At 54.3% G+C, this 14,386-nt stretch carries 10 protein-coding genes and 2 pseudogenes; 6 read left to right on the top strand and 6 right to left on the bottom strand.

The genetic code is table 11. The annotated features are described in order from the left end of the window. Nucleotides 1–94 precede the first annotated feature (94 nt). The 3 genes from QQL78_RS11125 to QQL78_RS11115 are packed head-to-tail and all read left to right on the top strand — an operon-like array spanning nucleotide 95 to nucleotide 3,675. Entirely contained in the window at nucleotides 95–904 is an 810-nt protein-coding gene (locus tag QQL78_RS11125; protein ID WP_284373415.1) for a hypothetical protein, read from the top strand. After that, nucleotides 891–1,598 carry a pentapeptide repeat-containing protein gene (locus tag QQL78_RS11120; RefSeq protein ID WP_284373413.1) on the top strand — a complete coding sequence of 236 codons (708 nt, stop codon included), beginning with the start codon at nucleotides 891–893 and terminating at the stop codon, nucleotides 1,596–1,598. Before QQL78_RS11125 ends, QQL78_RS11120 begins: the two co-directional genes overlap by 14 nt. A 58-nt stretch (nucleotides 1,599–1,656) precedes the next feature. Continuing rightward, on the top strand, nucleotides 1,657–3,675 hold the full coding sequence (locus QQL78_RS11115) for an ATP-binding protein (RefSeq protein WP_284373410.1): 2,019 nt from the start codon (nucleotides 1,657–1,659) through the stop codon (nucleotides 3,673–3,675). 203 nt (nucleotides 3,676–3,878) lie between these two features. On the opposite strand, the gene QQL78_RS11110 is transcribed toward QQL78_RS11115, so the two are convergent. After that, nucleotides 3,879–4,490, bottom strand: a complete 612-nt coding sequence (locus QQL78_RS11110) for a response regulator transcription factor (RefSeq protein ID WP_284375559.1) — start codon at nucleotides 4,488–4,490, stop codon at nucleotides 3,879–3,881. 377 nt (nucleotides 4,491–4,867) lie between these two features. Between QQL78_RS11110 and QQL78_RS11105 the strand changes: the two genes are divergently transcribed. Next, nucleotides 4,868–6,307: a hypothetical protein gene (locus tag QQL78_RS11105; RefSeq protein WP_274836526.1), complete on the top strand. Its 1,440-nt coding sequence runs from the start codon at nucleotides 4,868–4,870 to the stop codon at nucleotides 6,305–6,307. Between the two features lie 453 nt (nucleotides 6,308–6,760). Next, nucleotides 6,761–7,072 (top strand): hypothetical protein, encoded by a 312-nt coding sequence (locus QQL78_RS11100; RefSeq protein WP_128910920.1) that lies wholly within the window; start codon nucleotides 6,761–6,763, stop codon nucleotides 7,070–7,072. A gap of 389 nt (nucleotides 7,073–7,461) precedes the next feature. On the opposite strand, the pseudogene QQL78_RS11095 reads toward QQL78_RS11100, so the two are convergent. The 4 genes and pseudogenes from QQL78_RS11095 to istA form a co-directional block, all read right to left on the bottom strand. Next, nucleotides 7,462–7,668: pseudogene (locus tag QQL78_RS11095) on the bottom strand (IS6 family transposase); the annotation flags it as partial. A 141-nt stretch (nucleotides 7,669–7,809) separates the two neighbouring features. Next, on the bottom strand, nucleotides 7,810–8,583 hold the full coding sequence (locus QQL78_RS11090; RefSeq protein WP_082899426.1) for a TRAP transporter large permease subunit: 774 nt from the start codon (nucleotides 8,581–8,583) through the stop codon (nucleotides 7,810–7,812). A gap of 174 nt (nucleotides 8,584–8,757) precedes the next feature. Continuing rightward, nucleotides 8,758–9,522 carry an IS21-like element helper ATPase IstB gene (istB, locus tag QQL78_RS11085; protein ID WP_064224188.1) on the bottom strand — a complete coding sequence of 255 codons (765 nt, stop codon included), beginning with the start codon at nucleotides 9,520–9,522 and terminating at the stop codon, nucleotides 8,758–8,760. Beyond that, nucleotides 9,519–11,009 carry an IS21 family transposase gene (istA, locus tag QQL78_RS11080; protein WP_064224202.1) on the bottom strand — a complete coding sequence of 497 codons (1,491 nt, stop codon included), beginning with the start codon at nucleotides 11,007–11,009 and terminating at the stop codon, nucleotides 9,519–9,521. Before istA ends, istB begins: the two co-directional genes overlap by 4 nt. Nucleotides 11,010–11,119: 110 nt before the next feature. Here istA and QQL78_RS11075 point away from each other — a divergent pair. Next, nucleotides 11,120–11,914 (top strand): annotated as a pseudogene (locus QQL78_RS11075) (IS110 family RNA-guided transposase); the annotation flags it as partial. A 129-nt stretch (nucleotides 11,915–12,043) separates the two neighbouring features. Here QQL78_RS11075 and QQL78_RS11070 read toward each other — a convergent pair. Then, entirely contained in the window at nucleotides 12,044–14,374 is a 2,331-nt protein-coding gene (locus tag QQL78_RS11070; RefSeq protein WP_235602401.1) for a S8 family peptidase, read from the bottom strand. Between the last annotated feature and the right edge of the window lie 12 nt (nucleotides 14,375–14,386).

The raw sequence follows: 14,386 nt of genomic DNA, 5'->3' as shown, positions 1-14,386 counted from the left end.
TTGCCACCAAACTAATGCTGCGTGATGTTGTGTGGAGCTAATCTACCCTAAGGGGATTGAATTTTCGTGAAGCCAATATTTACGAGGCATTTCTGTGCCTGAATTGAATTCAAACGTTGAAAACACAGACAACTCGCAATCACTTTGCGAGCTAGAGTTGTGGAAGCCACCACAGGGAACCATCGCTGAAGCAATTCCGCTGTCAATCGACTTGGATTTCGATTCCGAGATTGTTCATTTTCCCACAACTTCATTCAGTGTACGCGCAAGAAGAGCTACAATCCAGTTGCGAGTTACGGATGCGGACATAGTCCGTGGATCGAGGCTTGGTGAACATGCGCTGGATACGCAAATGACGGCCGAGGTTACTCAGAGCGTTAGACATGCTATCGAAACCGAAGTAGGTGCCGAGGGACATATTGAAGTCAATGTGAAACCCAACGTTCTTGGCCGCTTGATGGCCACAGTGTTTTGGAAGAAGCGACGCTCAAAAAAGGCAGAGCACGATCACATCATCAAATCATCATTAAGAGTGTCCCGGATCATACCTCGAACCAAGGGGAAGTGGGCTGTCGTCGAACCAGTTGAACCTCACTTACTGTCTGGCCGATTTATCGGAAGTGACGGAGACAAAGAAATTGGCCCGCTTTGTTTGCTGACAATGCATGGGATTAGCTGCCTATGCCAAATTACGGTCACGGTGACCCGGCAGGACTTAGACATTAAGGCAGCCGCCGGAGGACTGCCGGCCTCTAGAAACAAAGTTGCGGTAATTGAGGCGATGGCCAGAAGAGGCATTTCCGCAAACCAAGTCACGAATTTCGCGTTGCCCGCCAATATCGGCGATGACGATATCGTCCTCGCTCGTTCAGTCATGGGGGTCTCAATTGATGAAGACGAATGACTCGCATAGCACCGCCTTCTCTGACGTCATTGAAGCTGAAAGTGATGTTTTCTCCGAATTGGTCGAATTGTCTGGGCTGCGTCCCCAAAGTGACTTTCAGCATTCAAGACTTACAGGTGTTGATTTCGCGGGGTCAAATCTTTCGCAGTTCAACTTTGACTATGCAGACCTTCGGGGTGCTAAATGGGATAACCGAGCTTCGGACCCTCTAAGCTTGCGCTATTCCATGCGCGGCAAAGGAACCGACGAAGTTCGCGGCGACGACTTCAACGATCTTTCGGCCAAAGTTCTGTCAAAGTCACTATGGGCTGAAAGATTTTTTGCGTTTCGCTTACTGGTCGATAATTGGGGAGAAAATCCCGACACGGGTGACGTTTTGTCAAAATTACTGGCAACGAATAGTGGTACTTACCTTCCACTTTGTTCTTTGGTTTATTTTACCGCCTCGTACCTGAATGATGATGAAGCTAAGGCCTTTTGCAATGACATGGCGAATGCAGGGAGGTCGCAGGTGAACATTTTCCGGCTGAGAAAGCTGCGGCAAACTGTCAGAAACAATTTGAAGTATTTTGAAAGCGTTACTTTGAGGCAGAGGTACCCAAACGACCTTTCAGAAAAAGAGGTTAAGTCAATCAGACGTGGATTGTATGCTCTGCTAGAAGCCACGGTTCCAAATCAACTGCATGATACATGAGCGTGGTAGTTGGGCTGCTTCCCAATTTTCGCGATTTTCCCGATGACTGCGAGATAATATGACTTCCCTAAAACCAAATTTGGTTAAACGCATCCAACGGCTGCCTAAACCAACCAACGTTGCAGGTGCGATGCAGCCACTATTTGAAGCAATCAGCAATGCGATCCACTCCACCCAAGGGAAGTATCGCGAAGATGTTTCGTCAAAAGGGCGCATTTTTGTAACCGTTAATACGAACCGAAAAAAGGACGGTATTTGGGCTACGGTAGAAGACAATGGCAGAGGGTTAGACGACGACAACTGGGAAGCATTTACGACAACAGATACCGACAACAAGATAGAGATCGGTGGCAAAGGAGTCGGGCGCTTGATGTGGTTAGACTGTTTCGAAGAAATTTCTGTAAATTCGGTATTTCTGAACGAGGAAGAGCAACTCCAACGTCGTTCGTTCTGTTTTCGCCTAGCGCTTGACGATCAAATCAAAGATCACAAAGTCGAGAATGTTTTGGACGGACAAGACACGTCCTTTTATGTGAAATTCTCCGGCGTCCGAGACAATGGGTATCTCAAACGTTTTCCGGGTAGAGGAGATTACGTTTTCCAACACCTAACGTCGCATTTTTTGCCCACGTTCATTGGTGGTCGATGCCCACAAATCACAGTCGCTGTCGGAGACGACACGCGGCATTATCCTGATGCAATCTCAGAGATCGTTTACAGGAAACAGACTGAAACACCCAGTCCGACCGAAGAATATGGAGATTTGTCACTGACACTAATGGAATGTGACAAAGTTGCGAGCGCTGATCTCAAAGGCAAGCACTTCGTTCACTTCATTGCTCATGATCGTACCGTTCATTCCCAGAAAATCGATGGGAAGCTTGGGTTGGATTACTTTGGAGAGGAATCAGATCGAGTTTTTCATGCAATTGTTACTGGTCCGTTTTTGGACGAAAACGTAAACCAAGAACGCACCGCTTTTGTATTTGAGGATGCAATTATTGATCGCATCATCAATGAATTTTGTGTTCCTTACATCGATGAATTTCTTTTCGAACCGCTAGCCGAACTCAGTTCGGAACAACGTGGCAAAATCGAGCAGATCACTCGGACTTACCCTTCCGTTTCCTTCGGCGATACAGATGAACTGCAAGGGCGTGTTCCATCCGGCGAGCTCAAAGAGGACGCAATCTATGGTCACTTAGCGCGCGAACGTTTCCGAAGAGACGAGCGTCAAGCGGAAAAAATCCGAAGTGTGTTAGAGCGTCTCAAAGGTGACGACGTTGACGTTGAGACTTTTGCGGATACGATTCAAGAGGCAAGCAGGGCGATCGAGGATGCTGAACAACGGAGCTTGGCTGAATACATTGTACGCAGAAAAGTCGTTCTGGACTTCATAGATCTACTTCTGGAAAAGGTCAGAGACGATACCAAAGACAGCTCGTTCCAGCGCGAAGACGTTCTGCATTCCTTTATTTGCCCGCTTCGCGTCCAGACAATTGGTGACACTGGAAGCAAAGTCGAAGCGGCTGCTTCACATGACCTGTGGATAGTTGATGAACGGCTTACATTCGCCCAATACTTCAGCTCTGACGTAGAATTTAGTAAGCTTTCGGAGGCATTCGAAAGTGATGAGCGCCCTGATGTTCTCGTTTTTGACTACGTACATGGGCTTCGCCAAAAGGAAGACCCGTCAAAGGTTCTGTTGGTTGAGTTTAAGCGGCCGGGACGGACTAACTACCCAGAAAACGAAAATCCGCAATTCCAAGTCCAGCGGTATATTCAGCAACTACAATCGGGAAAACTGTCAGATGTTCGCGGTAGGCCGATAACGTTGAATGAGCAAACGATATTTTACTGCTTTGTCATTGCAGACAACGTCGGGAAGATGGTCGACTGGACTTATCATTGGCAAAGAACTGCTGACGGGAGAGGTCGAATTCTCAGGCCAGACGATGGGTTTAGAGGTTCGATAGAACTCATTACCTGGGACGCCTTGATCGACGACGCTAGGGCGCGAAACCAAGCATTTTTTGACAAGGCCGGGATAATCGGAAAAAGTTTCTTCGAAACATAGCGAATGAGTTCATCGACATACCATAGTTCTGTCGGAGTAATTCGACTAGCGTGATGAGCTCAATCCAAATATTTCGCGAATGGCAAAAAAGTCCACGAACTGTAAGTTCACAAGGCATCATTTTTCGCGGTTGCAGCGAATGTCCGGTCTGACGGGCCGCACCGCAACATCGGTTAAGGTTGGTCAATGTCCGTTAAGGGCCGTCACTTCCGTTCAGTCATAAACATCACGGCAAATTTGGTTCTGTTCACTGCCCCCGCCTTCTTCAAAAGAGCCCGCACATGGTTTTCCACTGTTTTTGGCGATAGTTCCATCCGTGCGGCGATCTCTTTGTCAGTGAGCCCTTCGGCAACCAAGTTGGCCACCTGGGTTTCCGTTTGAGTCAGCGATCCCCAACGATCCTCAAGCTGTTTGAGCTCGGCCAGCACTTCCTTCGGTATGAACCGACCACCAGCTGCCATCATCCGCAACGCGTGTAGCAGTGGTTCCTCGGACATCGCTTTGGGAAGCCAGCCGATGGCTCCACCATCAATCGCGGATTTCACCAGATGTGCATCGGTGCGGCCCGATAGCATACCAACGGTTTGGCCTGGAAACTGCTGTTGGATCAGCTGAAGACCTTGCAAGCCATTGGTTCTTGGCATGTCATAATCCAGCAGTACCAAATCAAACGGACCATCCGTTTCCATCTGTTCCAAGGTTTGATCTACCGAACCCACAGCCACAACGCGCACGTTCGGATCAAGCTGGCTCAGCATGTAGGCCATGGCATTGCCAAACATCAGATGGTCGTCTGCGATTAAAAGGCTTTTCATCACGCAATTTTCTTTTGTTGATCTATCCCAGCAGCTTGGCGCATTTCAGTAGCATGAGAAAGACGTTTGAATTTACCAGCCGTGATGCGGTGATTTTTGCAGGTTTGGCCCTGTTTTGGTTGGCTGCCTACAAATCCNCAGTATCCTAATTAAAGGTACAATGCCACAAATAGAGGTACAAGCAGCCATTGAAAAGTCAGGGAAAAATTAGCCTCTATTCTCTTTAATTAGGGCACAACGACACGAATTGTGGAAAAGGCGTTGATGTTACTCAAATTTGAACTTGACACCCATAAAATTAGACCTCTACGTTTATGGTGGAACGGCAGGAACAGAGGAGGCTCCCGTCATCCATGAACACAATCTGGAGGAACACCATGTCACGAATTTCATATCCGACCGACCTGCGCACGCAGGCCAGAACTTGGGCGCTCTGCCTAGCCCTGGTGGCTGGCCTTGCCGCCCCCGCCATGGCGCAGGACAAGACGTCGTTCAGAGAGCACAGCGGTGTATTGCCCGATGGTACGTCCTGGCTTATCCGTGTCCCCGCAAACTGGAACGGACGGCTGCTACGCGACCTTGATTTCGCTAGCTTCATCCATGTTCCTGGCTTCGCCCCGCGTTACGACGATCTGTTGGCGCGCGGCTATGCCTTCGCCGGTCTGGCCCGCCATCCACTGCGGCTCTGGCAGTACGATCCGCAGCGCGAGATCCTGAACCTCGAAACCGTGCAAGACACGTTCACCAAACTCGAGCGCGAGCCGGACATGGTCCTTCAGTACGGATGTTCCGGCGGCGGTCTCGACAGTCTCGCCTCTGCGGAAGTCTACCCCGACAAGATCGACGGTTCTGTCGTGCTTGCTGCGCATACCCCGGTCTGGATCATGAACAGCTTTCTTGACGGCTGGTTCGCGATGAAGACCCTGCTTGGGGCTGACTTCGAAGCACAGGGGCTGGGGCAGGCCTCAGAACTGACAGTGGTCGGGCTGCCCAATGCCGGTGCGGGCGGCGACCGCAACCTCGACGCCATCCGCGCGGCATGGAAAAGCGCGATCGAGAACGCGGGCAAGACATCCGAAGGCCGTGCCCGGCTGGCACTGGCCTTTGCACTCGGCCAGTGGTCGCCGTGGTTGGTCGAAGGCACCGACCTGCCCGACACGGCCGACACGGCAGCGATGGCCGACATGGTCCTGAAATCGGCGATGCGCATTGCCAGCAACGTTGGCGGTACCTCGCGGCTGTTGTTCGAAAACGCGGCCTCTGGCCAACAGTTGTCGAGTAACGAGAGCGTCGACTATGCCGCGTTCTACGCCAATGCAGCGCCCGCTATGAAACAGTTGGTTGAGGCGCTTTATGATGAGGCCGGGCTGGACCTTCAGGCGGACATTGCGACCATCAATGCGGAACCAAGGATCGCGGCGTCCGATTATGCGCTCGACTTTTGGGCTGCGGATGGCCGCACCACGACCGGAGAGCTCGAAGTTCCCGCCATCCGCATCCACATGTTAGGCGATTGGGCGATCCCCTACTCTCTGATGCAGGGCTACGAGGAACTTGTCGAACAGGCCGGGACCACCGACCTCTATCGTCAGGCGCTTGTTCAGGGCACCGGTCACTGCGAGTTTATGGCGGCGGAAAGCAGCGTGATCGTCGAAATCCTAGCCGATCGGGTGACGACTGGCATCTGGCCAGAGACCACCTCTGGGGCGCTGAACACAGCCGCCACCGCGCTTGAAACAGGGTCCGTTCCCCGATTCATCGACCATGGCGACTGGCGCGTCGACGCCTACAACCGCCCGTGGACGCCAGCCCAGTGACACATCGCGGGGCCGGCTTCACGGTTGGCCCCGTCCCTACCGCGTCAGGCATGGCACGGACGAGATGAGCGTCTTGGGATAGTCGTCCTTCGGTTCGTCAAGCACATTGGCCGTCGCTCCGCGCTCGACCACCTTGCCGCCGTACATGTTAATCACAGTGTCGCAGAGGTAGGGTTCCTGAAAAACCAGCTGGATGTCGCGCCGTACCGGCGGCAGACCCCGACATGCCCTCACCGAAAAGCTTCGTCGCGCCAGGAACCTCCAGCACGACGAGGACGCGGGCCAGCGTGGACTTGCTGGAGCCGATTTCAACTACACCACGACAATCCGCGCGGTTGGAAACAAAAGCTGACGCCCTGCAACGCGCGTGTCTCGGACGGTCTGGAGAACCAGCCGCAAACATTGTGGTCCTTTCAATGGAAATAATCGGTGCCACTGATGTTGGGATGGGTGATGGCTGTACCCGAAAGATGGGGATTTTTGCGACAGCACTTTTGGGGATTTTTTGATCCAGCATTTACAAAGTGGCAAGTAAGAGCGGGCGTTTATCTCGAGCGCGCGGCGGCAGGCAGCACCAAGGTGGGCAGCACCAAACTTGTCGGACAGCCGGATGACACTCAGACAGCTCCGGTCGCCCTGTTCGGGGTGCTTACGATTACGCATGATAGCCTCTGTGAAGTTGGCGACATTCGGCCCGATACTATCCGTCTTCGCATGTCGGTCGACGACACGACATTCCAAATGGAGGCTGCGATGACGACCTGATCGCAACCCGTTCCCTGCCTGATGACAGGCTCTTTAGGTTCGGCAGGGACGTGGTGTTCCGATAATGCTGTGCTCCGAACTGTTGCCGATCAAGATCGAGCACGCCTATGAGATGGGCACATCGGAATTGCATTTGAAACAGCATCATGTTGGCAGCCAATCGCGCTGACGACGGACCGAAGCATGCACCCGGGGTGATCTCAGACGAAGGCAGCGAAGATAGCAGAACGGCATAGAAAAGAAACTGTGATCAAATCCGCGGCTAGGCGGTCGGATGCCTATGTCGAAAAGCGCTTGACTGAGACGTCCCCGTTACCGAAGTCCAGAGCCTAGCCTGCGATCTTCACGGCGACTTCGTCTAAATCCCATACTTCGCCGGGGAGTGACTACCGTCGCCACAAAACGTGGCCGATCAGGGACCCGGCCTTGACGGTCCAGAGCCGTTTGGTCTCGTACGAAACGTCCACGCCCCATGCCAGCATCATTTCCTCGACCTCGCGCAGGTTCAAGTTGAACCGGGCGTGGAGCCAGACAACACAAGAATTGATCTTGGGCGGAAACCGGTGACGCTTATAACTGATGTTCTGAGTTTGCATCAGCACCAGCTACGCCGACATTGCTACACCGGCAGCCCATGGCCGATGAATGTGACAATACCCGCGACGCGCGTACAGCATAGAGAACGTCTTGTGGTGACGCCTCGGGCTGCTTGCAGGTGTGAGACCGGCCCCCCAAGCTCAGAACATTACACTTGGGAGCCAGAGCGCAATCTGAGGAAAAATCATCAGCAGCACGATCCCCAGAAGCATCGGCAAGACAAAGATGAGTGCCCCGCGTGCCGTATCCGAAAGCGACAGGTCAGGAACGACAGTGCGCAGCACGAAGAGGTTTAGACCGACCGGCGGGGTAATCGCCGCAATCTCGATCTGGATGGTGACGATAACGCCAAACCAGATCGGATCATATCCAAGGCCCACCACGGTTTCGAGGAAGATCGGCACCACGATAACCAGAATGCTCAGCGGATCGAGGAACATCCCCATGATCAAAAGAAGGATGTTGATCATCACGATGATGACCCATGGTTCGACATCCAGCCCGGTCAGGTAATTTGATACGTCCTGTGGCACGCCCAGCCGGGTCAGGACGAAGGAACTGAAAAGACCGCCGACCAGCAAGAGCATGAACATTCCTGTGGTGCGGACGGTTTTTTGTAATGCCTTCTGCATGACTCCTCCGCGCAAACGGCCCATGACAAGGGCAACCAGAACCGCCGCCGCGGCACCGAAGGCCCCGGTTTCAGAGGGTGTCGCAATGCCGACATAAAGCGAGACGATGATCATCACGGCAATCAGGATCGTTGGAATGGCTTGGGCACTTGTACTGACGCGCTCAGCAAAGCTAACCCTCTGGGTGATGCGCGGTGCGATCTCGGGTTTCATGAGGACCTGGATGATCACGGTCGCGGAAAGGAGTGCCGCCATCATCAGTCCGGGCAGAATGCCCCCCATGATGTCAACGGCAGAGCAAAATTGGACCAAAGGGCAGCGCAAAATGTTGCCACTTTGAAGGTGGCGTGATGAGTGTGCGGTCACGCGCTAGCATCCGGGCAACCGCGCTTGTCATTTAGCTGGAGGTTGCCCGGATGCTTTGGCCCGTCAGGGCCAATTGGTGCTGATTGTGGTTTAGGTTTCGCGGGCGGCCTGCCGCGCCTTGCTTTGTCCAAGGCGGTAACTTTCGCCATTCATCTCAAGGATGTTGACGTGGTGGGTCAGGCGGTCGAGCAGTGCGCCGGTCAAGCGTTCTGATCCAAAGGTCTCAGTCCATTCATCGAATGGTAGATTGCTAGTAATCAGCGTGGAGCCGCGCTCGTAACGTTGGGAGATCAGCTCGAACAACAGCTCAGCCCCGGTTTTGCTCAGCGGCACAAAGCCCAGTTCGTCGATGATCAGCAGCCTGTAACCCACCATCTGCTTTTGAAGCCGCAGGAGCCTGCGTTCATCACGCGCTTCCATCAGTTCATGGACCAGCGCTGCGGCGGTGACAAAACCAACAGCCAAGCCTTTCTGGCATGCCGACAGACCAAGGCCCAAGGCGACATGAGTCTTGCCAGTGCCTGAGGGGCCGAGTGCGATAACATTCTCACGCCGGTCAATCCATTCGCAACGCGCCAGCTCCAGCACCTGCATCTTGTTCAAAGCCGGGATCGCCTTGAACTCGAAGCTGTCCAGGCTTTTGACGGCCGGGAACTTGGCCGCCTTGATGCGTCGTTCGATCATCCGCCTTTCACGGTCGATCATTTCCAATTCGACCAAACGTGCGAGGAACTGAACATGGTCATGTCCCTCTGTGGCGCATTGGCGGGCCAGCTTGCCATATTCCCGCAGCACCGTTGGCAAGCGGAGAGATTTGAGCCGATGGTCCAGTAGAATTTGCGGCGCTTGTGTCATGCCGCTTTCCCCCGCTTCATCAGCGACATGTAGCTGGCCGCTGACGTCGTGCCAACATTGGCCTTTGGCAGATACGGATAGACATCCAGATCCAGTTTGGGTGGCCGTTTCTCGACCTGGCACAAGACAAGATGCTTGATGGCGTCAAACCCAATCGTCCCCATACGCAGCGCATTTTTGACGGCGACATTCAGGTCGGCCATCTCGAACGTTTCCAGCAACCGCAAGACCTGCACATACTCGCGCCGACCGGCCTTGATCATCCGGGCTTCCATCAGGCGGCGCAGGGTCGCAAATTCCTCTGGCAGTTCCCATGCCACCAATGGGGCAGCCTGATCCAGAGCCCCTGTCTTTTGCTCCAGCAGCGGCAGATAGTGGACAGGATCAAAGACCATGTCTTCGCGGTCCCAGCACCGGGGGTGGCGCGCAATCACATCACCACCACAGCCGATGACAACCTGATCGACATAGCCCCGGATCCAGACGTCACGGTGGCCATAGGCAACCGGCACCGAGTAATCATTGGTTTTGTAGCGCACCAGGGATTGTGCGTTCACCTGGCCGCTGGCCTGGTCACAAGCATCAAATGGAGACGCTGGCAGGTCCATCATTGCATCAAGATCGCGGGCCAGACGTTGCCCGATGTTGTCGCTATGCCCGCGCAAGACATCCGCTTGGCGCTTGCGGCATTTATCTTCCAGCCAAAGATTGAACGCCTCCCATGTCGCAAACTGAGGGATGGGCACCATGAAGTTGCGCCGTGCATATCCGACAAGACCCTCGACGGCGCCTTTATCGTTGCCCTTGCCGGGACGGCCATAACGATCATGGATGAAGTAATGTGACAGCAGCCCGCTAAACAGTTTGGTCCGCTTGCGCGATCCGTCCGGCAGGATCTTCGCAACAAGGCATCGGTCGTTGTCGTAGAGAACCGACAGCGGGACACGGCCAAAGAAGGCAAAGGCGTGGACATGGCCATCGACCCAGGCCTCGGAGACTGCTGCTGGATAGGCCCGCACAAAGCAGGCATCACTGAATGGTAGATCCAGCGCAAAGAAATGCGCCTTTTGCTCCACCCCGCCGATCACAACCATAGCTTCGCCGAAATCCGCCTGGGCGTTGCCAGGGGCGTGTGCCAACGGCACAAACATCTCCCGACTGCGCCGCCCATGTTCGCGGACATAGTTCTTTACCGTCGTGTAACCGCCTTGAAACTGGTGCTCGTCGCGCAGCCGTTCAAAGATGCGCTTGGCGGTGTGGCGCTGTTTGCGGGGACGCTTCAGATCGTCTTGCAGCCATTGATCAATGAAGCCCGTGAAACCATCGAGCTTGGGCCGCTTGATATCCGCCGTGCGCTGGTAGCCGGGCGGGACCGAGAACATCATCATCTTCTTCACGCTCGCACGCGATATCCCGAAATGGCTCGCTGCCGCACGTTCACTCATGCCCCCACGACGCGCGAGGCGCACCTTCCTGTAAAGTTCCACGCTGAAAATACCCCCGCCCTCCCTGAAAACAGAAAGGGCCAAAGTGGCAAAGTTTTACTCTGCCCGCAGCAAGACTATCCCGCCACTTCCGTGGCTCACTTTTGCACTGACGTTCTCATCTGGGTGAGACGTTGAACAAGACCGATGCAAACGATGCTGAGGGATTGGCCAAACTTGCCGAAACCGGCTTCTATAAGGCTGTTAGGGTCAAGTCGTTCGAAGCGATGCTGATCCGGTCATTGGTTGCAGCCCGCACGCAACTCCTGGCCATCACGACACAATTGACCAATCAGATCCGTGGTTTGATGAAGACTTTCGGTCTTGTCGTGCCCAAGAGCAAAGGCCGGGTGTTCATAGAAAAGGTTAACGATCTACTGGACGGACATATCGAGTTGAAAGGGATCATCTATCCGCTGCTCGAAGCTTGGCAAGCTGTCAGGGAGCGGGCGTCTACGCTCAGCCGCCAGCTCTTGTTGGCGGCGCGACAGTGCCAAAGCACGCGTTTGCTCATGACGATACCAGGCATCGGGGCGATCACAGCAGTTTCCTATGTGGCCGCTATCGAAGACCCGAGGAACTTTCCGAAGTCCCGATCTGTCGGCGCATGGCTTGGCCTCACCACACGCCGATACCAATCGGGAGAGATGGATTTTAACGGCCACATCTCTCGAAGGGGGGATCAACGATTGCGTGGGCTCCTCTACGAGGCTGCGACCTCGTTGCTTACGAGGACTCGAGCCGAAACGGTCAGTGATCTAAAAACCTGGGGGCTTCAATTGCGCGACCGCCTTGGCTTCAAGCGGGCGGCGGTCGCCGTTGCTCGCAAACTCGCCGTCATCATGCATTCCATGCTGAAGCATAAGCAGCCAGCTCGCAAGTTTAAGGCTCGGGATGACAGGTATTGATCGAGATTCCGTCGTAAAAATTGAATGTGGCCGACATCACTGTTGAGACTTGATCCTTAATCTTACAGATGCCTTCGGCCACCTGAGGCCGGTTACAGGGTAACCATGTTTTGACCAAAAGGGTACAGATCACGTCCGCAGACGAGGACGAAGCCGCGCATAGAGCTGAACACCAATTTGGTGTTCAAGTTCAACCACGATAGCAAACCTTTGGCGCAGCTCATCTGTTGCCCAGCCCCCCATACACCTGACGACAAGGTGATATTCATTGCCATAGTCCAAGGTGTCTTTGGTGAAGGTGATTGAGCCAGTTTGCAGCGTGTTGCCACCACGTTGCGTCTTGCTAGGCTTCAGATCACAATCGTATCTTGGCGGCATGTCAGGATGCGTACTTTCCTGTCCGGCATGGCTGCGGAAGAAATTTGAGATGTGATCAACAGGGCAACCGCGGATGAGTCGAAAATCCATCTTTGTGCCCAGATAGTCAGCGCGTGTTCTGCGCACCGGGGGATCATAGGCCAAAGAGATGCGGATGGTCCGCTTGCCACCGGTCTGAAATTCCACAGGAATAGGAATGCGGTAGATTGCGAACTTATCGATATCGAGTTGATCTTCGGCAAAGTAGATAACGCGATGATCATCCGAATAGACCGCTTTGACAGGATCGACCAAGCCGTTACCTACGACAGAAGCCGTTTCCAAGGCGTCCATCGCCTGAAGCCGCGTAGTCATTTCATCTGGAAAGGAAGCGGCACCTGCTAAGAGCGCGCGAACGAGATTGGCTGACGCTTCCGGGAAACGCTGCAGCAACAAGGCCGCCTTGCGTGCAAGAAGAGGGGTCGCAATCGAGGTCCCACTTGCGGACGTAAAGAGCTGCCGAACGAAGTCATGGTTGAGCGTGGTAATACCAGCTTCCGGCACAATGGGAGCCGATTGGAGCGACCGTGTGACCGCGCTAAACAGCATCGTACCGCCTAAATCAGAAAAATCGGGCTTCGTAATGCCCCCAGCTCCGGGACCGGCCCGGGTAAAGGGGGACGGCTCATTTGGGCCCGCCGTGATCGCACGCACATGTGCATCATCCCTGTGCTGTGCAGCAAGTCCGCTCCCATGAGAAAGCGAACCGACAGTCACTACGTTTGCGGCTCCTGAAGGCTCGAAAATGCGGTTGGCTTCTTCGAGAAGGTACTGAGGGTACTGAGTGACACCTTGCTCAACTACATTGCCACCACGGGGAGACCGGTTACCTGCTGACACAAACACCAGAACATCAAGCTCACGTGCAAGTTCGTCCAGTGTCATAGCCCAAGGTCCGACCCGTCCGCGCTCAAACCAAGATTTCTTGTCCCCAAGCGACAAGACAAAGATCCTGCAACCATACCGTTCGTTGAGACCCCGGAAGACCGTCCGCATTAGATTTGGCAGTGTTCGCCGGTCATAGAACTGCCCGTCGTCTGTGATAATTTTTGCGGAAACCAACCGCACTGACTTCCGAAGCTGCCCGCTTGCTATTTGGTCTCTCAGATCGCCAAAGACTGCCGCCCCACCGACTTTGGTCCCGTGACCCCAGATATCTGCTGCTGAAAGGCCTGTATCGAAAGTTTCAGATGCAATGAGGACATCTTCCAGCAGTGGATGCGCATTGATACCGCTGTCAAGCACAGCAACGATTGGCGCATCGGGTGACACTGGTTCAGCAGCGGGAAGGTCTTCAAGCGCCATTTCAACGACAGGCTGCGCCTCAAGATCTGGCTCGGGGGGGTGGTCGATTAGTGCGACCTCAGGCACAGACAATACCGGTCGCAGGGCTTGTCCTGGCGCTTGGACCCGCATGATGGTCAGGGACGGCCCCACGTAGGTGTCGAAAACCTCTCCGTTGCGGGCCTCAACAAAGGCCCCGATTTCTTCGGCCTTGCGGCGACGAGCCGGTGCACCTGCAAAGTCCCAAAGCTCAATGTCCACAAGATAGATTTCGTTGTCCTGAAAATCTGTAGCGCCGGTGAAGCCGCGCTCGAGCAGGCGGATGCCAAGCCGATCCCTTGGCTCAAGCGTGGATACGCTTTCGATCCGGTCAATAAACCCCGCAAAACTGCGGTCTTTTTGACCAGCGGGTTTTGGGCCCGCGTAAGCTGCAAGCTTTCTGCGGAATTCTGTCAGTTCCTCGGTTGAGGAAAACAGCACCAAGGTGTTATCATCGTCGCTTGAGAGCAAGCGAAGCCCAACACCTTCCCAGTCGTCCTCCATCGACATCCCATTCATCTCAACCTTGAGGATCAGGGACGGATCTACGAATTCTACCGGTCTTTGCAAGCGCTGCGTCTGGATCGCGTCGTCGACCTCAGCGCTTACCCCTGTCCCATGTCCTTGCGTTCTGCCCGGCTTGGGCGGAGGGCGACCGGTTTTGCGTCGATCAAGATTTTCTGGCAACCGAACAAGCGGCAAATGATCATACTGGGGCAAGGGTACTTACCG

The sequence above is a fragment of the Sulfitobacter pacificus genome (assembly GCF_030159975.1).
Taxonomy (GTDB): Bacteria; Pseudomonadota; Alphaproteobacteria; order Rhodobacterales; family Rhodobacteraceae; genus Sulfitobacter; species Sulfitobacter pacificus.
Note: the sequence above shows the minus strand (reverse complement) of the source record. Positions and strands in the feature narration are given on the sequence as shown.

Bases quoted from the DNA above. Each gene is read 5' to 3' on its own strand.
- QQL78_RS11120 (WP_284373413.1), top strand. From the start codon at position 891: ATGAAGACGAATGACTCGCATAGCACCGCCTTCTCTGACGTCATTGAA.
- QQL78_RS11115 (WP_284373410.1), top strand. From the start codon at position 1,657: ATGACTTCCCTAAAACCAAATTTGGTTAAACGCATCCAACGGCTGCCT.
- QQL78_RS11110 (WP_284375559.1), bottom strand. From the start codon at position 4,490: ATGAAAAGCCTTTTAATCGCAGACGACCATCTGATGTTTGGCAATGCC.
- QQL78_RS11105 (WP_274836526.1), top strand. From the start codon at position 4,868: ATGTCACGAATTTCATATCCGACCGACCTGCGCACGCAGGCCAGAACT.
- QQL78_RS11100 (WP_128910920.1), top strand. From the start codon at position 6,761: ATGGCTGTACCCGAAAGATGGGGATTTTTGCGACAGCACTTTTGGGGA.
- QQL78_RS11090 (WP_082899426.1), bottom strand. From the start codon at position 8,583: ATGGGGGGCATTCTGCCCGGACTGATGATGGCGGCACTCCTTTCCGCG.
- istB (WP_064224188.1), bottom strand. From the start codon at position 9,522: ATGACACAAGCGCCGCAAATTCTACTGGACCATCGGCTCAAATCTCTC.